Origin of the sequence: Streptomyces sp. NPDC093221, assembly GCF_044753885.1 — a bacterium.
GTDB lineage: Bacteria > Actinomycetota > Actinomycetes > Streptomycetales > Streptomycetaceae > Actinacidiphila.
In genome coordinates, this window is the sequence record NZ_JBIVOA010000004.1 from 611,461 (window position 1) to 632,718 (window position 21,258).

At 72.9% G+C, this 21,258-nt stretch carries 17 protein-coding genes; 8 read left to right on the plus strand and 9 right to left on the minus strand.

Going from position 1 to position 21,258, the window contains the following annotated elements:
• Nucleotides 1-100 precede the first annotated feature (100 nt).
• The 3 genes from ACIQCJ_RS19665 to ACIQCJ_RS19675 all read right to left on the minus strand — a co-directional run bounded on the left by ACIQCJ_RS19665 (nucleotide 101) and on the right by ACIQCJ_RS19675 (nucleotide 4,261).
• Nucleotides 101-2,599 carry a tetratricopeptide repeat protein gene (locus tag ACIQCJ_RS19665; protein WP_402712046.1) on the minus strand — a complete coding sequence of 833 codons (2,499 nt, stop codon included), beginning with the start codon at nucleotides 2,597-2,599 and terminating at the stop codon, nucleotides 101-103.
• A 77-nt stretch (nucleotides 2,600-2,676) separates the two neighbouring features.
• Nucleotides 2,677-3,201, minus strand: coding sequence for a hypothetical protein (locus ACIQCJ_RS19670; protein WP_402712047.1), 525 nt, complete (start codon nucleotides 3,199-3,201; stop codon nucleotides 2,677-2,679).
• Nucleotides 3,202-3,349: 148 nt separating this feature from the next.
• Nucleotides 3,350-4,261, minus strand: a complete 912-nt coding sequence (locus tag ACIQCJ_RS19675; RefSeq protein ID WP_355346053.1) for an oxidoreductase — start codon at nucleotides 4,259-4,261, stop codon at nucleotides 3,350-3,352.
• Between the two features lie 399 nt (nucleotides 4,262-4,660).
• On the opposite strand from ACIQCJ_RS19675, the gene ACIQCJ_RS19680 reads away from it, so the two are divergent.
• From ACIQCJ_RS19680 to ACIQCJ_RS19695, 4 genes are all read left to right on the plus strand, one after another.
• A complete protein-coding gene (locus tag ACIQCJ_RS19680; protein WP_402712048.1) occupies nucleotides 4,661-6,715 on the plus strand; it encodes a DNRLRE domain-containing protein in 2,055 nt (684 codons plus the stop codon).
• Nucleotides 6,712-7,212 carry a hypothetical protein gene (locus tag ACIQCJ_RS19685; RefSeq protein WP_401722491.1) on the plus strand — a complete coding sequence of 167 codons (501 nt, stop codon included), beginning with the start codon at nucleotides 6,712-6,714 and terminating at the stop codon, nucleotides 7,210-7,212. Before ACIQCJ_RS19680 ends, ACIQCJ_RS19685 begins: the two co-directional genes overlap by 4 nt.
• 236 nt (nucleotides 7,213-7,448) lie before the next feature.
• Nucleotides 7,449-9,053 carry an amino acid adenylation domain-containing protein gene (locus ACIQCJ_RS19690; protein ID WP_391162127.1) on the plus strand — a complete coding sequence of 535 codons (1,605 nt, stop codon included), beginning with the start codon at nucleotides 7,449-7,451 and terminating at the stop codon, nucleotides 9,051-9,053.
• Entirely contained in the window at nucleotides 9,053-10,342 is a 1,290-nt protein-coding gene (locus ACIQCJ_RS19695) for a benzoate/H(+) symporter BenE family transporter (RefSeq protein WP_402712049.1), read from the plus strand. The genes ACIQCJ_RS19690 and ACIQCJ_RS19695 overlap by 1 nt, the downstream gene beginning before the upstream one ends.
• A 74-nt stretch (nucleotides 10,343-10,416) precedes the next feature.
• Here the strand turns inward: ACIQCJ_RS19695 and ACIQCJ_RS19700 are convergent, their stop codons facing one another.
• Nucleotides 10,417-12,387, minus strand: a complete 1,971-nt coding sequence (locus ACIQCJ_RS19700) for a discoidin domain-containing protein (protein WP_402712050.1) — start codon at nucleotides 12,385-12,387, stop codon at nucleotides 10,417-10,419.
• A 173-nt stretch (nucleotides 12,388-12,560) separates the two neighbouring features.
• Between ACIQCJ_RS19700 and ACIQCJ_RS19705 the strand changes: the two genes are divergently transcribed.
• Nucleotides 12,561-13,583 (plus strand): LacI family DNA-binding transcriptional regulator, encoded by a 1,023-nt coding sequence (locus ACIQCJ_RS19705; protein WP_355346035.1) that lies wholly within the window; start codon nucleotides 12,561-12,563, stop codon nucleotides 13,581-13,583.
• A gap of 55 nt (nucleotides 13,584-13,638) precedes the next feature.
• Here the strand turns inward: ACIQCJ_RS19705 and ACIQCJ_RS19710 are convergent, their stop codons facing one another.
• Complete coding sequence (locus tag ACIQCJ_RS19710; protein ID WP_402712051.1) at nucleotides 13,639-14,499, minus strand: hypothetical protein; 861 nt, start codon at nucleotides 14,497-14,499, stop codon at nucleotides 13,639-13,641.
• A 204-nt stretch (nucleotides 14,500-14,703) separates the two neighbouring features.
• On the opposite strand from ACIQCJ_RS19710, the gene ACIQCJ_RS19715 reads away from it, so the two are divergent.
• Nucleotides 14,704-15,984, plus strand: coding sequence for a VWA domain-containing protein (locus ACIQCJ_RS19715; RefSeq protein WP_402712052.1), 1,281 nt, complete (start codon nucleotides 14,704-14,706; stop codon nucleotides 15,982-15,984).
• Nucleotides 15,984-16,835 carry a hypothetical protein gene (locus ACIQCJ_RS19720; RefSeq protein ID WP_355346026.1) on the plus strand — a complete coding sequence of 284 codons (852 nt, stop codon included), beginning with the start codon at nucleotides 15,984-15,986 and terminating at the stop codon, nucleotides 16,833-16,835. Before ACIQCJ_RS19715 ends, ACIQCJ_RS19720 begins: the two co-directional genes overlap by 1 nt.
• 89 nt (nucleotides 16,836-16,924) lie before the next feature.
• Here ACIQCJ_RS19720 and ACIQCJ_RS19725 read toward each other — a convergent pair whose 3' ends face one another.
• Nucleotides 16,925-17,293 carry a DUF427 domain-containing protein gene (locus ACIQCJ_RS19725; RefSeq protein WP_355346023.1) on the minus strand — a complete coding sequence of 123 codons (369 nt, stop codon included), beginning with the start codon at nucleotides 17,291-17,293 and terminating at the stop codon, nucleotides 16,925-16,927.
• Nucleotides 17,294-17,485: 192 nt separating this feature from the next.
• Here ACIQCJ_RS19725 and ACIQCJ_RS19730 point away from each other — a divergent pair, with 192 nt between their 5' ends.
• Complete coding sequence (locus ACIQCJ_RS19730) at nucleotides 17,486-17,707, plus strand: hypothetical protein (RefSeq protein ID WP_188282053.1); 222 nt, start codon at nucleotides 17,486-17,488, stop codon at nucleotides 17,705-17,707.
• A gap of 31 nt (nucleotides 17,708-17,738) precedes the next feature.
• On the opposite strand, the gene ACIQCJ_RS19735 is transcribed toward ACIQCJ_RS19730, so the two are convergent.
• The 3 genes from ACIQCJ_RS19735 to ACIQCJ_RS19745 are packed head-to-tail and all read right to left on the minus strand — an operon-like array spanning nucleotide 17,739 to nucleotide 21,258.
• Nucleotides 17,739-18,488: a succinate dehydrogenase/fumarate reductase iron-sulfur subunit gene (locus tag ACIQCJ_RS19735; protein ID WP_355346019.1), complete on the minus strand. Its 750-nt coding sequence runs from the start codon at nucleotides 18,486-18,488 to the stop codon at nucleotides 17,739-17,741.
• Complete coding sequence (locus ACIQCJ_RS19740) at nucleotides 18,485-20,548, minus strand: fumarate reductase/succinate dehydrogenase flavoprotein subunit (protein WP_402712053.1); 2,064 nt, start codon at nucleotides 20,546-20,548, stop codon at nucleotides 18,485-18,487. The genes ACIQCJ_RS19735 and ACIQCJ_RS19740 overlap by 4 nt, the downstream gene beginning before the upstream one ends.
• A gap of 5 nt (nucleotides 20,549-20,553) precedes the next feature.
• Nucleotides 20,554-21,258: a succinate dehydrogenase cytochrome b subunit gene (locus tag ACIQCJ_RS19745; protein ID WP_355346013.1), complete on the minus strand. Its 705-nt coding sequence runs from the start codon at nucleotides 21,256-21,258 to the stop codon at nucleotides 20,554-20,556.

Consider the following 21,258-nt stretch of genomic DNA (forward strand, 5'->3'; position numbering starts at 1 on the left):
CACGGTCGGCCGCGTGCTGTGCGGGGGCGCGCCGACCGCTGTGCACGGCGCCGGGAAGCGCCGACCGCTGTTCAGAGAGCCGGGAAGCGCCGACCGTCGTTCACGGCGCCGGGGCGCGCCTGACGCGCAGGGTCAGCACCTCCGACTCCTCACGCCAGTAGGCGATGTTGTGCCGGGTGATGACCGTGTCGCCGTGCTCGGGACCGAGCACCCGCTCCATGTCGGCCAGCAGCTCCTCGAAGGCGCGCGCCGCGCCTGCCGCGTCCCCCGCCCGCCCCCGCAACCGCGCGACATTGTGCCGGGTGGTGAGCGTGTGCGGATGGTCCGGGCCGAGCACGCGGAGCCGGTCTGCCAGCAGTTCCTCGAAGGCGCGCGCCGCGCCGCTGACGTCCCCGGCCCGGCCGCGCAGCCGCGCGATGTTGTGCCGGGTGGTGAGCGTGTCCGGATGGTCGGGGCCCAGCACCCGCGCCGCGTCGGCCAGCAGCTCCTCGAAGGCGCGCGCCGCGCCCTCGGCGTCCCCCGCGCGCCCCTGCCAGTAGGCCAGGTCGTGCCGGGTGGTCAGGGTGTCGGGGTGGTCCTGGCCCAGCACCCGCACCATGTCGACCAGCAACTCCCGTAGCCCCTCGGCCGCTTCGGCCGTCTCCCCCGCGCGACCGCGCAGCCGGGCCATGTTGTGCCGCGTGCTGAGCGTGTCCGGATGGTCGGGGCCCAGCACCCGCAGCCGGTCCGCCAGCAGCTCCTCCAGCGCGGTGGCGGCGTCCTCCGCGTCCTGCGCGTACTCCGCCTCGCCGCTCCAGTAGGCGATGTTGCCGCGGGTGGTGAGCGTGTGCGGGTGGTCGGGGCCGAGCACCCGCAGCCGGTCCGCGAACAGTTCGCGGAAGGCACTGATCGCGCCCTGCGCGTCGCCCGCCGCGCCCCGCCAGTACGCCAGGTCGTGGCGGGCGGCGAGGGTGTCGGGGTGGTCGGGGCCCAGGTGCTGGTGGGTGGTCCTGGCCAGCAGCCTGAAGTGCCCGGCCGCGGCGGCCACCTGGCCCGCGACGCCCAGGCTCTCGCCGACCCGGTAGAGCAGCGCGTGCGCGTGCGGGCGGTGCAGGGCGCTCTCCGCCTTGCCGGTCAGCGCCGTGGTGTTGGCGCGCAGCGCCTGCGCGAGGTCGGTGTCGCGCTCGACCTCCGGCCAGACCGCGGTCAGTGCGTCGGCCGCGGTACGGGCCAGCGCGTCGTGGTCCGCCTCGCGGAGCGTGTCCCGGACGGCCCGCTGGATGAGCTGGTGGACACGGACCGCCCGGTGCCCGGTCTTCGGGGTGTGGTCGATCAGATTGAGCCCGTGCAGATCGCGCAGGGCCCGTACGGTCTGCTGCTCGGTGATCCCGCGCGCCGGGCACTGCTCGGGGGCGGCCCGGCGCACGACGCGGGTGAGGTGGTCGCGGACCGGCCCGCTGGTGAGCACCGGCTGCGGGATGCCGTTCGGGTCGAGCAGCGCGGCCAGCTCCAGCAGGGACCTGGCCAGACCCCGGGGACCGCGGGCGTCGGCGCGGTCCACCGACAGCGACCAGACGGCGGCCACGCCCGCGGTCTGGTCGTCGGGCAGGGTCGGCGGCCTGAGGTCGGCCAGCCGGGCCCGGTTCGCCAGCAGCGCGCGGTAGTCGTGGCAGCCGATGTCGGCGTCGATGAGATACGCGGCGGCCTGGGACAGGGCCAGCGGCAGTCTGCCCAGGTCCTCGGCGAGCAGCGCGACCTCCTCGGGCGCCTCCACCCGGCCGCGCGCGGCGAGCGCCTCCGTCAGATAGCCGGTCGCCTCCCGCGGGGTGAACAGGCCGACGGTCACCATGCGGCGGCCCGCGCCGGTCAGGGCGGCGTCCCGGCTGCGGGTGGTGACGACCGTACGGCCGAGGGGGTGGTCCGGCGGCCACAGGCCGGTGAGGTCGGCGGGGTCCGTCACATTGTCGAGGACCAGCAGCCAGCGGCAGTGTCCGGCCGCCGCGCCGGGGCCGGGCTCCAGCCAGGCCAGGAACTCCTGCGCGGCGCGCGCCGGTTCGTCCCGCTCGATGTGCAGCACCCGCGCGGCGGCGTCGGCGTACGCGTCGATGACGGCCTGCCGGGTCGAGGCCGTGACCCACATCAGCAGGTCGACCTCGCCCGCCCGCCAGGCGTGGTGGGCGCGCCGGGCGGCGAGCTGCGTCTTGCCGACGCCGCCCATGCCGGTGAGCACCTGGCAGACCACGGCGGTGCCGGGGCCGGTCAGCGCGGTGTCCAGGGCGTGGATCACGTCCCGGTGCTGGAACCAGTCGGCCGACCGGGGCACCACGCCGACCCTGACCGGCCAGTTGACCGGCGAGCGCGGCACGACATGCCAGTGGTGGTGCTGGTGGATGTCGCCCGCGACGCCCGCCGCGACACCGCCGCCGGCCGCGGTGACGGCGGAAGGGACCGGGGCAGGGACCGGGGCCGCCTGGGACCGGGCCTCGGCGTCGGTACGGGGCCGGGCCTCGGCCTCCGTGCGGCTCCGGCCCTCGGCGCGGACCCGCCACGGGGTGGCCGCGGGCAGCATCGGCAGCGTCGGGACGGTGTCCGAAGGCTCCGGCGCGCGCGGCGGCGCCACCGGCGCGGGTGCGTACGGCGGCGCGGGCGGTGCGTACGGCGGCGCGGACAAAGGGGCGGGGACGGCTCCGGGTGCGCTCAGCCCTGGGGCGGACCCGGCAGAGGAGGGTTTTCCATCCGTACGTCCCCCATCCGTACGTCCCCCATCCGTAACGACGCCGCGGACCCGTCCCGGGCTCGTACGTCGACGTCGCCGCCGACCGCGATACCGTCACCGGTGGCCGCCGTCGTCCCGGCGGGCGGGCCGCCCGGCGGTCCGCCGCCGTAGGGACGGTCCCGCAGCCGGTCCACCGCCTGCCGCAGCGCCGTGGCCAGCGCCGCGTCCCGCTCGACGGCCTCGTCGAGCGCGTCGGTCAGGCGGCGCCTGGTCCGCTCGGTGACCGCGCCCTCAGGGGCGGCGCACTCCTCGGTGGCCAGCCGCAGCGCGGGGTCCTCGCCGAGCAGCACGCGGACCAGCGAGTACAGCCGGTCGAGTTCGCCGACCTGGACCTCGTCCAGGTCGTGCCGCCGCTGCTCGGCACCGCTCGCTCGCCACGTGAGCCACACGCAGACATGGCCGACCGCGGCCTCGACACCCGTCACCCCGTACCCCCATGCGCTCACTCGTCTCCACCGACGGTAGCCAGCCGCGCGCGGCCCGGCATCCGATCTCGGCAAGCCGTCGCGAATTGGCACCGCGGGCACACGATTCCACAGACGACCCACGGTGCACACGCGTCAACTCCGGCCCCGGCCGGGGTACCTCGGCTCCTCAGGCGCCCCCGTGGTGCAGCGCGTCCAGGGCGGCCAGTTCGTCGGCGGTGAACCGCAGCGCGCCCGCGGCCACGTTCTCCACCAGGTGGTCGGGGTTGCCGGTGCCGGGGATGGCCAGGACGTGCGGGCCGCGCTGGAGGGTCCAGGCCGTCCTGATCTGGGCGGCGGTCACACCGTGGGCGCGGGCCGCGGCCAGCACCTGCTCGCTCTCCGCTGCGCCCGCCCCCGACTCGCGGCCCGCGCCCGCGATGGCGAAGAACGGCACGAAGGCGACGCCCTGTTCACCGCACAGGTCCAGGAAGTCGTCGTCCTCGCCGGGCAGTCCGAGCGCGTACTTGTTCTGTACGCACACCACCGGCGCGATGGCGCGGGCCTCGGCGAGGTGGCGCGGCCCGACGTTGGAGATCCCGAGGTGGCGGATCAGCCCGCGCTCGCGCAGTTCGGCGAGCGCGCCGAAGTGCTCGGCGATGGAGTCCGCGCCCTGATTGCGGTAGTTGACCACGTCGAGGTGGTCCCGGCCGAGCTGCCGCAGATTCTCCTCGACCTGTCCGCGCAACTGCGCGGGCGTCGCGGCGGGCAGCCAGGCGCCCGAAGGGTCGCGCCCCGGGCCGACCTTGGTGGTGATGACGAGGTCGTCGGGGTACGGCGCCAGCGCCCGGTTGATCAGCTCGTTGGCCGAGCGCAGGGCGGAGAAGTAGAAGGCGGCGGTGTCGATGTGGTTCACACCGAGTTCGACCGCGCGCCGCAGCACGCCGATCGCGCGCTCGCGGTCGCTGGAGCCGCTGTCGGGAGCGAACGCCCTGCCGTCCTGCGGCAGCCGCATCGCCCCGAAGCCCATCCGGTTGACGGTCAGATCTCCGAGCGTCCACGTGCCCGCGGCGTCCGCGGTGATCGTCGTCTCAGAAGTCATCGGAGGATTCTCCCACGGCGGCCCACAGTCGCCCCCGAGGAACGTCGAGGTGACATTCAGGCCACATCCGGAGTCCAGCGGGAGTGTCGCGCATCACCGTCGCGACCGGGACCGCGCGGGCCGCTCGGCCTTGTGCCCGCAGGTCATGCCGGGTCATAGTCGTTCTTGGCACCGCACCGAAACATTTCGGGACCGCCCGGCGGGGACCGGATCCGGCCGAAGCGGAATCGGCGCGGCGCCGCTGCGTGCCCGCCGTGTCCCCCTCCCCGGCCGCTGGGCTACAGGAGTGCAACAGTCGTTACGGGGAGGCTGACCCCAAAGCGGACCAAACGTTAACCTTGTCGCATCTTGCGGCCGTTTGGGACCGCTGGGGGAACAGCACAGAGCTCAGGGGGGCTCATGCGAAGAGCTGGGGCAATAACCGCTGCCTTCTCACTGGCGGCGGCTTCGATGATCGGATTCACCGCCGCGCAGTCCGCGTCCGCGCTCACCGCGCCGGTCGCGATGACCGCGGACGACCTGCCGACCTGGCAGACCAACGGCGTCGTGTGGGCGCTGGCCCAGGCGCACGGTGTGGTCTTCGCGGGCGGCACCTTCTCCACCGTCCGGCCGCCGGGCGCCGCCGCGGGCACCGGCGAGCAGCAGGCGCTCAACTTCCAGGCGTTCGACGCCGCCACGGGCGCGCCGACGTCCTGCAAGCTGTCCTTCACGGTCGGCTCGGGCACGGCGACGATTCGGGCGCTGGCCGTCTCACCGGACGAGTCGACGCTGTACGCGGGGGGCACCTTCGGTTCGGTGAACGGCGTTCCGTCGAGCAGCCTGGCGGCGATCGACATCGCCACCTGCACCGTGAGGACCACGTTCAAGGTGTCGGTCTCGGCGCAGGTCCGCAGCATCGTGGCGACGAACGACACGGTGTACATCGGCGGCAATTTCCTCACCGTCGCCGGGCAGCCCCGGCAGCGCTTCGCCGCGCTGACGACCACGGGCGCGCTCAAGCCGTTCACGGCCAACGCCGACAAGGCGGGCAAGGCCATGGTGCTCAGCCCGGACGGCACCAGGCTCGTCATCGGCGGCGACTTCAACACCGTCAACGGGGTCAATTCGCACGCGCTGGCCGTGGTCAACGCCACGACCGGCGCCAATGTGAAGACCTATCCGGGCTTCATCTCGGCGACCTCCACCGTGCAGGACCTCACGAGGGACGCCAGCGGCTTCTTCACCGCCAACGAGGGCACGGGCGGCGGTGTCTTCGACGGCCGCATCGCGCTCAACTTCAGCGACCTCAACCAGCGCTGGCGCGACACCTGCCTGGGCGCGACCCAGGCCGTCACCGTCTACAAGGGCGTGCTGTACAGCGGCTCGCACGCGCACGACTGCTCCAGCATGCAGCAGTTCCCGCAGCTCAACAACGACCGGCAGCACCTGCTCGCGGAGTCCGTCGACAACCCGAGGCCGCTGCTGGGCTGGTTCCCCGACACCGACGACGGCCCGGCGGGCACCGAGAAGATCGGTCCGCGCGCCCTCACCACCGCCTCCAGCGGCGGCACGGACTACCTGTGGGTGGGCGGCGAGTTCACCCGGATCGCCAGCAACGGCAACCGGCTCCAGCAGGGCCTGGTCCGCTTCCCGAGCGGCCCCGACACGCGCGCGCCGTCCGTACCGCTCCAGGTGACCGCGGCGAACGTGTCCGGCGGGGTACGGGTGAGCTGGCAGGCCAGCCTCGACCTCGACGACTCGACGCTGACGTACCGGATCTACCGCGACGGCACGCAGGTCGGCACGGTCACCGGTGACTCCAAGTTCTGGATCCGCCCGACGCTGACCTTCACCGACACCGCCGCCTCACCCGGCACCACGTACGCGTACCAGGTCACGGCGGGTGACGCGCCCGGCAACACCAGTGCCAAGTCGGCCGCGGCGGCCGTCACGACGCCGGGCGCGCCGACGTCCTCGACGGTGACGCTCAACGCGATAGCGGACAGTTACGTCAACGCGGGCGCGCCCTCGGCGAATTACGGCCCGGACCAGCAGCTCGCGGTGCGCGGCACGTCCGCGTACCACACGTACCTGCGGTTCGACCTGCCCGCCGCGCCCGGCGGCATGGTGCTCACGAGCGCGCGGCTGACCCTGCGCACCAGCTCCGACGCCATCGCGAACTCGGTCGACACGCTCAATGTGCAGCGTGTGACGGGGAGCTGGACGGAGACCGGGGTGACCTGGAACACCCGTCCCACGCTCGACCCGACGGTGCTCGGCACGGTGCCCGCGCCGACCGCGCTCCAGACCGACTACACCGCGACGCTCACCGTGGCGGCGCTGACGCCGGGGCTCGGCGGTCCGTACGATCTCGCGGTGACGTCCACCGGCACGGACTCGGCCTGGTTCTGGTCGAAGGACGCGCCCGGCACGTCGGGACATCCGCAGCTCGTCCTGACCTTCGCGAAGCCGTGACCGCGACCAGAGGCCGGTTCGCCGCGGCCGTCGTCATCGTGACGACGGCCGCGGCCGTCCTGGCCGGATGCGGCGGCGGACACGCGGACGCGGCGCGGGACCGCGCCGCCCCCACCAGCGAGCGCCCGGCCTCCTCCGCGCCCGCCATCGGCCCCGACGGCACCGCGGAGCCGTCCGCCTCGGCCTCGGCCGGTCCGGGCGGCGACGGCGGTGCGAACGGCGCCGACGCCAAGGAGTCGACCCTGCCCGAATCCCAGCTCACCCCGGCCACCGGCACGTTCACCGACCAGCAGAAGAGCTATCTGGTCGGAAAGGTGCCCAAGGGCATGGACCCGGCCGCCGTTCTCCAGACCGGCCAGGAGTCCTGCGACCGGATCGCCAACACCGCGGACGCGAGTCCGAAGCTGGCGAAGGAGGCCATCGCGGACGGCGAGATCGCGGACGCGAAGGACGCGATCACGTATCTCTGCCCGAAGTACAAGAGCCTGCTCCGGTAGCGGATCGACCGGCCCGCCCGCGCGGCGGGCCGGTCGGCGCCGGGGACGGTCCGGGTATCGGAATTGGCGCGCGCTCCTTCGGGGCCGCGGATTACGATGCCCGAGCCGTCCCCTTCGCCGTTGTCACCTGCCACGGCGCGCGGGCCCGGTGGTCAAGCAAACGCCGAGCCTGGGAAAGCGCGGGACGTGATGGTTCGTCGAGCACACCGCCGACGGCACGCCGTATCCGTCCGGAGGTGTCGGCGCTGCGCCGGGTGACCGCGTCCGAGGCGGCCCTGGCCGCGCACCGGCAGATCAACGCCACGGCGGTCGGCTATCCGCGCGACAGCGGTGTGCCCGCCCTGTTCGAGGAGCGCGCGCGGCTGCGGCCCGAAGCGCCCGCGGTCGAACAGGGCGCGCGCACGGTCGGCTACGGGCAGCTCGACCGCCTCGCCAACGGCCTCGCCCGTGACCTGCTGGCGCGCGGACTCCCGCCGGGCGCGACCGTCGGCGTGTGCCTCGACCGCTCTCCCGAACTGGTCGTCGCGCTGCTCGCCGTCCTCAAATGCGGCGGCTGCTACCTGCCGTTCGACGCGTCCTGGCCGGACGAGCGGCTGCGCGCGCTGCTGTCGGACGCCGACTGCCGGTGGGTGCTCACCGACCGGCCGGCGGAGCTGGCCGACCGGCTCGACGGCTGCCGGACCGTCCCGGTGACGCGGGGCGGTGTCGCGGAGAGCGAGCGCGGCCCGGAGGTCGAGGTCGCGGGCGACGCCGTCGCGTACGTCAACTTCACCTCGGGTTCGACCGGCCGCCCCAAGGGGGTGCCGGTCCGGCACCGCGGTGTGGTCCGGCTGGTGTCCGGCGCCCGCTACGCCCGGCTCGGCGAGGGCGGCAGGCTGCTGCAGCTGGCGCCGGTGACCTTCGACGCGGCGACCTTCGAGATCTGGGGCGCGCTGCTGACCGGCGGCACCTGCGTGCTCTACCCCGACGCGCGGCTGAGCCTGTCGAAGCTGGGGCGGGTGCTGCGCGAGAGCCGGGTCAATGTGCTGTTCCTGACCACGGCGCTGTTCAACTCCGTGCTGGACGAGGCGCCCGAAGCCCTCGACACGGTGGCCACCGTGCTGACCGGCGGCGAGCGCGCCTCGGTGCCGCGGCTGGCGCAGGCCGTACGCCGCTACGGCCCCGGCCGCCTGGTGCACGTCTACGGACCGACCGAGTCGACCACCTTCGCCACGTACCACCGGGTCGACGCGCTCCCCGCCGACGCGGCGGAACTGCCGATCGGCCGGCCGATCCAGAACACCCGGCTGTACGTGATCGACACGGACGGCGACGACGGCGGTGAGCTGTGCGAGCCGGGGCGCGCGGGCGAGATCTGGCTGGCGGGGGACGGTCTGTCGCCCGGATATCTGGGGATGCCGGAGCTGACCGCCCGGCTGTTCGTGGAGCGCGAGGTCGACGGCGTACGCGAACGGCTGTACCGGACGGGCGACTACGGGCATCTGCGGGCGGACGGCGCGGCGGTGTTCCACGGCCGCAGGGACGACCAGGTGAAGGTGAACGGCTACCGCATCGAACTGGGCGAGATCGCCCACCATCTGGACCGGCACCCGGCCGTCCGGCGCAGCTTCGTCACCGCGAGCGCCCGCGGCGAGAAGCCGGTGTGGGCGTTCGTCGTCACCGACGACCCGGCCTGCACCCCGCAGGCGCTCCGCGCCCATCTGCGCGCGCTGCTGCCCGGCTTCATGGTCCCGGCCCGCATCCAGCTCTGTGACACCCTGCCGTTGACCGCCAGCGGCAAGATCGACCGCACGGCCCTGCTCGCCGCCCACGCGCGCCGGCCGGCCCCGGAGGAGACCTGATGCCCGTCCGCACCACCGCCCCGGAGCCCGTCCGGGACGAGCCCAGCGGTGACTCCGCGCGCTCCGGCCTCTTCCGGGCCTCGACTGCGGGCCTGATCGCCGCCTTCGTCGGCTTCTCCAGCTCCTTCGCGGTGGTGCTCGAAGGGCTCAGCAAGGTCGGCGCGTCGCACGCCGAGGCCGCGTCGGGCCTGATGGCGCTGTGCGTGGCGATGGGCCTGTGCGCGATCTACCTGAGCCTGCGCTCCCGGCTGCCGATCAGCATCGCCTGGTCGACGCCGGGCGCGGCGCTGCTGGCGGGCTCCGCGGGTACGCACGGCGGATTCGCGGCGGCTGTGGGCGCGTTCCTGCTCACGGGGGTGCTCGTCGTGATCTCCGGGCTGTGGAAGCCCCTGGGCCGGTGGGTCTCGGCGATCCCGAAGCCGCTGGCGAACGCGATGCTCGCGGGCATCCTGCTGCCGCTGTGCCTGGCTCCGGCGCACGCGGTCAAGTCCGACCCGGCGGTGGGCCTCGGTGTGATCCTCGCCTGGGCGGTCGTCGGCAGTGTCCGGAAGCTGTACGCGGTGCCCGCCGCGGTGGTCGTGGCCGTCGTCCTGATCGCCGCCACCACGCACATCGACACGGCCGCGCTCGGCCCGCTGTGGCCGCACCCGGTGCTGGTCACCCCGCACTTCACCGCCTCCGCGGTGATCGGCATCGCGCTGCCGCTGTACGTGGTGACGATGGCGTCGCAGAACATCCCCGGCATCGCGGTGCTCAATGTCAACGGCTACCACCCGGAGCCGGGGCCGCTGTTCGGCTGGACCGGCGTCTTCAGCCTGCTGTCGGCGCCCTTCGGCGGCCACGCGGTCAACCTGGCGGCGATCACCGCCGCGCTGTGCGCGGGCGAGGAGGCGGGGCCCGACCCGCGCAAGCGGTACCGGGCCGCGGTCGTCGCCGGCGGCGCGTACATCCTGTTGGGCCTGGGCGCGGCGGCGGCGGTCGCCTTCGTCAACGCCTCACCGCCCAATGTCATCGAGGCCGTCGCGGGACTCGCGCTGCTCGGCGCCCTCGGCAATTCCCTGACCGGCGCGATGGCCGACGCCGACCACCGCGAGTCGGCGGTCGTCACGCTCGTCGTCACCGTCTCGGGCGTGACCTTCTTCGGCGTCAGCGGCGCCTTCTGGGGCCTGGGCGCGGGCGGCGCGCTGTACGCGACGCGGCAGTGGCAGGCGCGCCGGGCGGAGCGGGCGGCAGCGGCGGACGCCGGGCCGGAAGCGGCGGCGCGTCCCGTACCGGAGGCGGACGCGTGACACGCGGCGGCAGCCGCGACCTCCTGGAGGTCGCGGCTGCCCCGGGGTGACGCGTCGGGTCGGAACGCCTCGGCTCAGCGGTAGAGCCGCAGATCGGCCAGGCTCCACCAGTTGGCCGCCGTGCCCGTCGATGTGACGCGCACATAGCGTGCCGTGGTCGTACGGGGCAGGTCGGCGACGGTGAGCTGCCCGGTTCCCGTACCGGCGGCGGCCGTCCGCCAGGTGACGCCGTCGTCGCTGGTCGAGATCTGCCAGCCGCGGGCGTAGTCGCCGAGGTTGTCGCCGCTGTCGACGGCGACGCGGGAGAACGCGGTGCGCTTCTTGAGGTCGATCTGCACGTACTGACCGGGGGTCTGGGCCGCGCCGCTGGACCAGCGGGTCGAGCCGTCGGCGTCGATCGCGAGGTCGGGGGCGCCCTGCCCGGCGGGCTGGGAGGTGGCGCTCGCGCCGTTCAGCGGCACCGCGTGCGACCGGCTGGTCAGATCAGCCGACCTGGGCCATGTGAAGGTCGCCAGCGCACCGCCGGGCAGGGAGTATGCGAAGGTCCGGTCGCCGACGGCGACGGCGAAGGAGCGCGGGTCGTCGTTCTCGTTGTGCACGACGAGCGCGGTGGAGCCGTCGGGGTTGCGGAAGGCGACATCGGTGAGCTGGCCGTTCCAGCCGGTCGTGCCGTAGTTGGTGCTGCCGATCCGTACCGCGCCCGGCCGGACGAACTTCGACAGGTGGCCGATGGTGAAGAACTCGGCGCTGCGGGTGACCGTGCCGTCCGGCTGGACGGTCAGCAGGGCGGTGCAGGTGTCGCAGCCGCCGTTGTGCGGGCCGCCGTCGGCGTCCAGCGCGAGGTTCCAGTCGGCGACGGACTTCGCCCAGTTGCGCGTGGTGCCGACGGTGATCGTGCGCGCGTGCCAGGTCAGCGTGCCGCGGAAGATCTGCGCGGGCGTGTCGGTCGCGCCGTGCGAGCCGGAGCACTCCGTGAACCAGATGCCCTTGTCGGGGTGCGCGTCGTGCAGCGCGCTCTGCGCGCTGGGGTCGCCCGAGTAGCAGTGGTAGGCGGTGCCCGCGATCCACCGGGCGGCCGGGCTGTCCAGCACCTCGTACGGGTAGTCGGTCTGCGGGTCCTCGCCCATCTGCTCGGCGGTCTTGATGTCGTCGGGGTGCGTGGTCCAGTTGTGGTCGTACGCGAGGATCTTGGTGCGCGGGCTGGCCCGGTGCAGCAGCGGTCCCAGCGCCTCGATCACCTTGACCTGCGCCTGCACGGGCAGGTCGGTGCCGGGGTACGCGGAGGGCTTACGGTTCTGCGGCTCGTTCTGCACCGTCAGGTAGTCGACGGGCACGCCCGCCGCCGCGTACGCCTGGACGAATTTCACCAGGTAGCGGGCGTAGGCGTCGTAGACCTTCGGGTCGTCCTTGAGGTGGCCGCCGACCAGCGAGTCGCCGTCCTTCATCCACGCGGGCGGGCTCCAGGGCGTGGCCATGACGGTGAGCCGGGGGTTGAGCCGCTTCGCCTGGCGCAGCAGCGGCAGGATCTGCCGCTGGTCGTGCGCGATGCTGAAGTGGCGCAGCGCGAAGTCGGTCTGCCCCGCGGGCATGTCGTCGTAGGTGTAGTGGGCGGCGGCGGCCGTGAAGTCGGAGGAGCCGATGGGCTGGCGCAGGAAGCTGACGCCGATGCCGCGGGCGGGGTCGAAGAGCTGCCGCATCGCGGAGTCCCGCGTCGTGCGCGGCAGTCGGCTCAGGACCGCGGCCGAGGAGTCGGTGAGCGCGCCGCCGAAGCCGTCCACGCTCTGGTAGCTCTGGTTCGGGTCGACGGTGATGGTGGTGAGGTCGGACGGTCCCCGGCCGAAGTCGACCGGCGCCTGCTGCCGTAGTTCCTGCTCGCCGTCGGCCGTGGTCAGCCACACCTGGGCGCGGGGTGGCGGCGCCGGGCGGGAGGGGGAGGCCGCAGTGGCGGCCGTCGGGGTGACGGCGGCCGTCTGGGCGGCCGGTACGCAGGCCAGGCAGAGTGCGGCGGCTGTGGCAGCGGCGGCACCTACGGCGCGTCTCCTCATCGTTCTCCTCGGGCAGCACTCATTCTGAAACGGAATGAAACATTTTCTGGAACCGTGGCGAAAATCAGGTAAGCGGTCGGCGGCGTGCGCTGTCAATGCCTTGTACCGATCCTGCCGTGACCCTGATGGGTCGGGGCGCTAAGCTGCGCACATGAAACGAACGGGTGTAACAGTTGGCTAGGTCACCGGGCACCCGCGTGACGGTCCGCGCCATCGCGGCGGAGGCGGGCGTCTCCATCGCCACCGTGTCGCGGGTCATGACAGGACAGGCCAACGTGGCCCCCGACACCCAGGCGCTGGTCCGCCGGGCGGTCGAACGGCTGGGGGCGCCGGCCCCCGTCCGGCGCGGCGCGGCGGACGGCGCGATCTACGTGCGCTGCCCGTATGTCCTCACCGACTACTTCGGTGTGATCGTCTCCTCGATCGCCGAGACGCTGGACCTGCACGGCAGGCGCGTGGTGCTCAGCGCGGGCGACGCGGCGCGCGAGGTCCAGGTGCTGCCGGGGCTGCCGGGCGACCCGGGCATCGCGGGCGCGATCCTCATCGTCCCGCCCGAGCCGGAAAGGGAGTTGGAGGTCCTGCGGGCCCAGGACTTCCCCTTCGTGGTCGTCGACCCGCGCACCCCGCTCCCCCGCGACATCGCCTCGGTCTCGGCCGCCAACCTCGCCGCGGCCCGCAGTGTCACCGCGCACCTGGTGGAGTTCGGCCACCGCCGGATCGGCGTCATCGGCGGACCGGGCGACTGGCTCGCCAGCAAGTCCCGTCTCGCGGGCCACACTTCGGCCCTCGCCGACGCCGGGGTGCTGCCCTCCCCCGAACTCCTGCGCAGCATCGAGCCGACCGCCGACTGGGGCTACGGGGCCGCCTGCGAACTCCTCGACCTCCCCCAACCCCCCACCGCGCTCGTCGCGTTCAACGACAAGGCCGCCGTCGGCGCGCTGCGCGCCGCCTACGAACGCGGCCTGCGCGTCCCCGAGGACCTCTCCATCACCGGCTTCGACGACATCGACCTCAGCCGCAGCACCGTGCCCCGCCTCACCACCGTCCGCCAGCCGCTCGAAGAGATGGGCCGGATGGCGGTCTCCCTGCTGATGCGGCTCCTGGACCGCCACACGGTCGACACCCTCCACGTCGAACTGGCCACCCACCTGGTGGTCCGCGGCTCGACGGGCCCGGCGCCGACGCCTCCCCGCTGACGCGGGGAGCGGGCGTCCGGGGCCGGTGGCCCGCTCGGAGTCGGCGACAGGTGCGTCAGCGCTTGGGGCCGGTCGCGAAGACGCCCTCGGGGAAGGCGCCCGCGGCCAGCGCGCGCATGGTGAGGCCCTGGGCGATCTCGGTCAGACGGGCGGTGCCGGCCTCGCCGAGGTGCTCGTAGGGGGCGCGGCCGAGACGGTCGGTCTCGGACTCGATGTGGCGGCGCAGTTCGACACCCTGGTCGGTGAGCGAGCCTTCGGCGTCGAGAAGGCCGCGGTCGCGCAGCCGGGCGACGGCCGCGTCCCACTCCTGCTCGCTCCAGCCGCGGTGGGTCCTGGCGAAGCCCGGCAGGAAGCCCTTGCCGGTCGCGGTGTGGGTGACGAGGGCTTCCAGGCCGTCGAGTTCGGCGCAGAGCAGGACGGCGAGGTGTCCGTCGCCGCGGTACTCGCGCAGCAGCGTGGTGGCGTGCCAGAAGGCCAGGTGCGGCTCCTTCGGCGACGGCAGGGCCGCGTGGGCGGCGTAGAGGATACGGTCGCCGCCGGTGCACGCCTCGGCGGCCCGCTGGGCGAGTTCGGCGGCCTCGGCCATCTCCGGGGAGTCGACGGCGTCGCCGAGCAGACGGCGCTGTACGGCGTCGACCGCGCGCAGCCGCGCCGCGGTGATGTCCTCGGGGGCGGCCAGGGTCCAGGCGAGCGGGATGTGCCGGGCCACCAGGGACGGGCTGAAGTTGTAGAAGGTGCTCGTCACGACGGCGGGGCCGACCGGGCCGAGGGCGGCGGCGCGGCCCGCGAAGTAGCACATGCGGTTGTTCTCCAGCCCGGCCGCGACCAGCGCCGCCTGCGTCTCGGGCGCGAAGTACACCATCGAGTGCAGCGGTTCGAGCACCCGGAAACATTTCCTACCGGCCAGTAGCGTCATATCCGCCACTTTACTGAGATCGCCGCGCACGTCCACCCCCGGCGCACCACCTGCCGGCGCGCGGCCCCGGCGGCTCCCCGGCCCGGCGCGCGCTCGTCGTCCCCGCCCGTGGTCCGTCCCCGTCCGTCCGCTTTGGCACGGTCCCGCACCGGCCACTGACCGGCCGACTTCAGGTTTCGACACTACCTTCACTACGATCCGGCGATGATCATAAGAAGGTTACTGACGGCCGGAGTTGGCTGCGGCCTGCTGGTCGTCCTGGCTTGCGGTCTGCTGCCCGCGAGCGCGGTCGCCGACGAACCCACGACACCGGCGACGCCGACGGCGCAAGCCGCCCCGAAGGTGGAACTGCTGCTCGATGTCAGCGGCTCCATGCGGGCGAAGGACATCGACGGGCAGTCGCGGATGGCCGCCGCGAAGCAGGCGTTCGACGACGTGCTGGACTCGGTGCCGGAGAACGTGGAGCTGGGCATCAGGACGCTCGGCGCCGACTATCCGGGCAACGACCGCAAGACCGGGTGCAAGGACACCCGGCAGCTCTACCCGGTCGGCCCGCTGAACCGCACCGAGGCCAAGGCCGCGGTGGCGACGCTGGCGCCCACCGGCTGGACGCCGATCGGCCCCGCGCTGCTCAAGGCGGCCGACGATCTCCAGGGCGGCGACGGCACCCGCCGCCTGGTGCTGATCACCGACGGCGAGGACACCTGCGCGCCGCTCAATCCGTGCGACGTCGCGCGGGACATCGCCGCCAAGGGCATCCATCTGGTCATCGACACGCTGGGCCTGATCCCGGACTCCTCGACCCGTAACCAGTTGACGTGCATCGCGGAGGCGACCGGCGGCACGTACACCGCCGTCCAGCACCGGCAGCAGCTCACCACCAAGGTGAAGCAGTTGGTGGGCCGCAGCACCGACGCCGTGGTGGCCCCGGTGGCCGCCCGGGGCGCCGCGCGGTGCGCGGACGCGCCGCAGCTCAAGGCGGGGATTTACACCGACCGCGAGCTGTTCTCGGAGAACCGCTGGTACCGGGTGGACGTGCCGCCGGGGCAGGAGCTGCGCGCCTCGGTGAGCGTCTCCGCCGACCGCGCGGTGAACGCGAACTACGGCGTCCTGCTGCGTGGCGTGACCACGCACGGCCGGGAGATCGTCAGGGACGACGAGGGCGGCACCGGCCGTACCGACGTCGTGTCCGCCGGTATCCGCTACCCCAAGCCGCACGCGGACTCCGACACCCCGCCGGAGACGGTCTGCCTCCAGGTCGGCAACTCCTTCTCTGCCGCGCCGTCGGTCAAGACCACCCCCGGTCTGCCGGTGGAGCTCTCCATCGACCTGGTGGACTCCCCCGACCAGCCCTCCGACGTGGCCTTCTTCGGCCTCGGGCGCGGCTGGTGGCTGCTGGGCACGCTGGCCGTGGCCGGCGCGGTCCTCGGCCTGCTGTCGGGCTGGGTGTCCCGCTGGCGTCTGAACACGGGGAGGACCGTCTGATGCGTACGTCACCACGTAAGGCCGTACGGCTGCTGACGGTCACCGCGGCGGGGCTGCTGGCCGCCGCGGCGCTGGCCCTGAGCGCGGGCGGCGCGGTCGCCGACGACCCGTCGGCCGACCCGAGCGCGAGCACGGGTACGGCCGCTCCCGGCGACGGCGACACCGCGCCGACGGAGGCGGGGACGAGTTTCCGTACCGCCGCCGTCGTCCGGCAGGGGCAGGAGGCGACCGCGGACGCGTCGGCGGGCGACTACCTGTACTGGACGTTCCCCGCCGACAGCGGGCAGAACGTGACGGTGAAGGCCACCGTCACCTTCCCCGAGACCGCGGCCCGGCACGGCGCGTCCACCTGGCAGCTCGATGTGTACGACGGGCTGCGGCGCCGCCAGCCGTGCAGATACGGCGCGCAGAGCAGGTCCGTGGCGGCCGACGCGGGCTCGGTCGAGCTGGTCTGCCACCTGCGGGCGATCCGCTCGTGGGCCGACACCTGGTCCAACGATCCGCTGCGCGGCGGCTACTTCCTGCGGCTGACCGTGCTCGACCTGCCCGCGGCCGACCTCGGCCAGCCGGTCAAGGCGGCCGTGAAGGCCACGTCGGAGGGCACGGCGGGGCAGCAGGCGGTCGACGGCTCGGTGACGCCCGTGGTGTCGGCGTACGCGCCGCATGTGGCGCCGGGCGACGGCTGGGCGGGCACCTGGTGGTCGCCGCGCTGGCTGTGGACCGGCGGCGGCGGTCTGCTGGCCGCTCTGGCCGGTCTGGGCGCGCACCGACTCGCCCGGGGTCCGATCCGGTCTCGGCGGGACCCGCGCACCCCTGAGCGGCCCCGCGAGCCCGTGGGATACCGGGACTGAGGCACGGCACGCGAGGAGGGCCCGTCCGACCGGACGGGCCCTCCTTTCTCGCGTGCGACGGCTGCGACGCGGCCACTGCCACGCGAGCGCTACCGCGCGGCGACCTCGACGTGCTGCGGGTAGAAGGCGACGTGTCCGGCGATCGTGCCGACCGCGTCGTACGGCTTCTCGTACGTCCACACCGCGTCGGTGATCTCGCCGTCCGCGGTCACGAGGGAGTAGTAGGAGGCGTCGCCCTTGTAGGGGCAGTACGTCTGGGACTCGGTGGGGCGCAGGGCGTCGGCCTCGACGTCGGCGAGCGGGATGTACTGCACCGGCGGGTAGTCGGCCTCGCGCAGGGTCAGGGCGTGGGTGGTGTCGGCGATGACCTTGCCCGCGGCCCTGACCACGATGCGCTCCGGATTCGGCTCGACCGTGATGGGGTGGTCGGGACCGGGTGTCTTGACCGTGCGTGCCATGGGGGGCTCCATGAGTAGAACCTGGATGGACCCGAGGTGACCTGGGGGGATCTGCCGCGGTCCGCCTGTCCTGGGCGATACCCACCGAGGGTAGACAGACAGGTCTATACGGGTCAAGGACGGCTGGCGGGTAGTCGCAGATGCGTCGTCCGACGGGACAATCGGACCGCCGACTGGCGCATACTGGTGACAATGACAAAGCCTGATGCAGCGAAGCGCTTTTTGCCCACCAGTCCCTTCAAAGCCCCGGTGGCGCCGCCACCGAAGGAGTTCGCCGTGGGCAATCGGGTCACCCACGATGTGTACGGCCTCGGCCGGGTCACCGGAGTCGAGGAAGGCGTCGCGGTGATCGTCGACTTCGGCTCGCTCCAGAAGCGCATCATGAGCCCGTACACCAAGCTCACCAACCTCTGAGGTTCCAACGGCGTGGGGACCCCGAAGGTTCCTAACGGCGTGGGACCTTGCGGGCCGCCCGCAGCCACTCCTTGTTCATCGCGGTGATCGAGGTCAGCGGGATGCCCTTGGGGCAGGCGGTGGCGCACTCCCCCGTGAGCGTGCAGCCGCCGAATCCCTCCTCGTCCATCCGCGCGACCATGTCGAGGACACGGGTCTCGCGCTCCGGCGCGCCCTGCGGCAGCACGTTGAGGTGGTTGACCTTCGCGGAGGTGAAGAGCATCGCGGAGCCGTTGGGGCAGGCGGCGACGCAGGCGCCGCAGCCGATGCACTCGGCGTGTTCGAACGCGGAGTCGGCGGCGGCCTTGGGTACGGGCGTGGCGTGTGCTTCGGGCGCCGCGCCGGTGGGCACGCTGACGTAACCGCCGGACTGGATGATCCGGTCGAACGACGAGCGGTCCACGACCAGGTCGCGGACGACGGGGAAGGCGGCGGCCCGCCACGGCTCGACGTCGATGGTGTCGCCGTCCCGGAAGGACCGCATGTGGAGCTGGCAGCTCGTGGTGCGCTCCGGGCCGTGCGCGTCGCCGTTGATCACCAGGCTGCACGCGCCGCAGATGCCCTCACGGCAGTCGTGGTCGAAGGCGACCGGGTCCTCGCCCTCGACGGTGAGCCGTTCGTTGAGCGTGTCGAGCATTTCCAGGAACGACATGTCGGGTGAGACGTCGTCGACCTGGTAGGTGGCCATGGCGCCGGGCGCTTCGGTGTTCTTCTGGCGCCAGACGCGCAGGGTGAGCTTCATGCGTAGCTCCGCTGGGTGGGGTGTACGTAGTCGAAGACGAGGTCTTCCTTGTGCAGGACGGGCGCGCCGCCGGTCCGGGTGAACTCCCACGCGGCGGCGTAGGAGAACTCCTCGTCCCGGCGGGCGGCCTCGCCGTCCGGGGTCTGGGACTCCTCGCGGAAGTGGCCGCCGCAGGACTCGGCGCGGTGCAGCGCGTCGAGGCACATCAGCTCGGCCAGCTCCAGGTAGTCCACGACGCGGTTGGCGCGCTCCAGCGACTGGTTGAACTCCGCGCCGCTGCCCGGCACTTTGATCCGGCGCCAGAATTCGTCCCGGATCTGCGGAATCCGGTCCAGCGCCTTGCGCAGCCCCTCCTCCGTCCTGGCCATCCCGCAGAACTCCCACATCAGCTCGCCGATCTCGCGGTGGAAGGAGTCGGCGGTGCGGTCGCCGTCGACGGCGAGGAGCAGATTGAGCCGGTCCTCGGTCTCCGCGAGGACTTCCTGGACGACGGGGTGTTCGGCGCCGATCTCCTCGCGCCCCGGGTGGCGGGCCAGGTAGTCGTTGATGGTGGCCGGCAGCACGAAGTAGCCGTCGGCCAGGCCCTGCATCAGCGCGGAGGCGCCGAGCCGGTTGGCGCCGTGGTCGGAGAAGTTGGCCTCGCCGATCGCGAAGAGGCCGGGCACTGTGGTCTGGAGGTCGTAGTCCACCCACAGGCCGCCCATCGTGTAGTGCACGGCCGGGTAGATCCGCATCGGGACCTCGTACGGGTCCTCGGCGGTGATCCGCGCGTACATCTCGAAGAGGTTGCCGTACTTCTCCTCGACCGCCCTGCGGCCCATCCGCGCGATGGCGTCGGCGAAGTCCAGGTAGACGCCCTGGCCGCCGGGGCCGACGCCGCGGCCGTCGTCGCAGACGTTCTTCGCGGCGCGGGAGGCGATGTCGCGCGGTACGAGGTTGCCGAAGGAGGGGTAGATCCGCTCCAGGTAGTAGTCGCGCTCGTCCTCGGGGATCTCGCCGGGCGGGCGGGTGTCGCCCTTGGTGCGCGGCACCCAGATCCGGCCGTCGTTGCGCAGCGACTCACTCATCAGCGTGAGCTTGGACTGGTGGTCGCCGGTGCGCGGGATGCAGGTGGGGTGGATCTGGGTGAAGCAGGGGTTGGCGAAGTACGCGCCGCGCCGGTGCGCCCGCCAGACGGCGGTCGCGTTGGAGTTCATGGCGTTGGTCGACAGGTAGAAGACGTTGCCGTAGCCGCCGGAGGCCAGCACCACGGCGTCCGCGAAGTGGCTGCGGATCTCGCCGGTGATCAGGTCGCGGGCGACGATGCCGCGGGCCCTGCCGTCGATGACGATCAGGTCGAGCATTTCGGTCCGCGGGTGCATCTCGACGTTGCCCGCGGCGATCTGCCGGGACAGCGCCTGGTAGGCGCCGAGCAGCAGTTGCTGGCCGGTCTGGCCGCGGGCGTAGAAGGTGCGGGAGACCTGGACGCCGCCGAAGGAGCGGGTGTCGAGCAGGCCGCCGTACTCACGGGCGAAGGGCACGCCCTGCGCGACGCACTGGTCGATGATCTCCACCGAGATCTGGGCGAGGCGGCGGACGTTGGACTCGCGGGCCCTGAAGTCGCCGCCCTTGACGGTGTCGTAGAAGAGCCGGTGGACGGAGTCGCCGTCGTTGCGGTAGTTCTTCGCGGCGTTGATGCCGCCCTGCGCGGCGATCGAGTGGGCGCGGCGCGGGGAGTCCTGGTAGCAGAACTGCACGACGTGGTAGCCCTGTTCGGCGAGCGTGGCGCCCGCGGAGCCGCCCGCGAGCCCGGTGCCGACGACGATCACGGTGTGCTTGCGGCGGTTGGCGGGGTTGACCAGCTTCGCGGTGAAGCGGCGGGTGTCCCAGCGGTCCTCGATCGGGCCTTCGGGTGCCTTGGTGTCGGCGAGGGGCTCGCCGGTCGCGTACCGCGCGTAGTCGGACGGCGCGTAGTCGGACGGCGCGTAGTCGGACGGCGCGGGCGCGGCGTCGGTCGCGGCGGTCGTCGCGGAAAGCTCGGGGCTGTCGGGAGTCTCGGAGGTCTCGGGCGTCTCGGGCATGTCAGTCAGCTCACGATTCCGGTCATGACGCCGACGGGTACGGCGATGAAGCCGGCCGTCAGCACCAGTGCGAGTGCGTTCGCGGTGGCCTTGAGCACCCGGTCACGGGTGGCACTGCCCGCGCCGAGGGTCTGGGCGGCGCTCCAGAAGCCGTGCCTGATGTGCAGGCCGAGGGCGAGCATCGCCACGATGTAGATGACGTTGTTCCACCAGTCGTGGAAGGCGGCCACGACGTTCTGGTACGGGTGGCCGGGCACGAAGCCGCGCTGCACGGTGCCGGTGGTCAGGTCGAGGATGTGCCAGACGATGAACAGCAGCAGGATCACGCCGCCCCAGCGCATGGTGCGGGTGGCGTAGCTGGCGCGCGGTCGCGGATGGGCGTAGGCGACCGGCCGGGCGCGCCGGTCGAGGCGGCTGAGCTGGTACGCGCACACGCCGTGCAGCACGACGGCGGCGACCAGCACGACGCGGATGATCCACAGCGCCCACTCGTAGTGCAGGAACGGCTCGCCGATGGTGCGCAGCCAGTGCGCGTACTCGTTGAAGCTGCCGGACCCGAAGAAGATCTTGAGGTTGCCGAACATGTGGACGACCAGGTACAGCAGCATGATCAGGCCGCTCACCGCCATGATCGTCTTCTTGCCGACGGTCGAGCCCCAGACCGTGCGCGCCATCGACGGACGTCGGTCCGTCCGCGTTGCCAGTGCCAT

Excerpts from the sequence above, each read along its gene's own strand:
- ACIQCJ_RS19675 (WP_355346053.1), bottom strand. The coding sequence starts at position 4,261 with ATGACTTCTGAGACGACGATCACCGCGGACGCCGCGGGCACGTGGACG.
- ACIQCJ_RS19680 (WP_402712048.1), top strand. The coding sequence starts at position 4,661 with ATGCGAAGAGCTGGGGCAATAACCGCTGCCTTCTCACTGGCGGCGGCT.
- ACIQCJ_RS19695 (WP_402712049.1), top strand. The coding sequence starts at position 9,053 with ATGCCCGTCCGCACCACCGCCCCGGAGCCCGTCCGGGACGAGCCCAGC.
- ACIQCJ_RS19700 (WP_402712050.1), bottom strand. The coding sequence starts at position 12,387 with ATGAGGAGACGCGCCGTAGGTGCCGCCGCTGCCACAGCCGCCGCACTC.
- ACIQCJ_RS19710 (WP_402712051.1), bottom strand. The coding sequence starts at position 14,499 with ATGACGCTACTGGCCGGTAGGAAATGTTTCCGGGTGCTCGAACCGCTG.
- ACIQCJ_RS19715 (WP_402712052.1), top strand. The coding sequence starts at position 14,704 with ATGATCATAAGAAGGTTACTGACGGCCGGAGTTGGCTGCGGCCTGCTG.
- ACIQCJ_RS19720 (WP_355346026.1), top strand. The coding sequence starts at position 15,984 with ATGCGTACGTCACCACGTAAGGCCGTACGGCTGCTGACGGTCACCGCG.
- ACIQCJ_RS19725 (WP_355346023.1), bottom strand. The coding sequence starts at position 17,293 with ATGGCACGCACGGTCAAGACACCCGGTCCCGACCACCCCATCACGGTC.
- ACIQCJ_RS19730 (WP_188282053.1), top strand. The coding sequence starts at position 17,486 with ATGACAAAGCCTGATGCAGCGAAGCGCTTTTTGCCCACCAGTCCCTTC.
- ACIQCJ_RS19735 (WP_355346019.1), bottom strand. The coding sequence starts at position 18,488 with ATGAAGCTCACCCTGCGCGTCTGGCGCCAGAAGAACACCGAAGCGCCC.
- ACIQCJ_RS19740 (WP_402712053.1), bottom strand. The coding sequence starts at position 20,548 with ATGCCCGAGACGCCCGAGACCTCCGAGACTCCCGACAGCCCCGAGCTT.
- ACIQCJ_RS19745 (WP_355346013.1), bottom strand. The coding sequence starts at position 21,258 with ATGGCACTGGCAACGCGGACGGACCGACGTCCGTCGATGGCGCGCACG.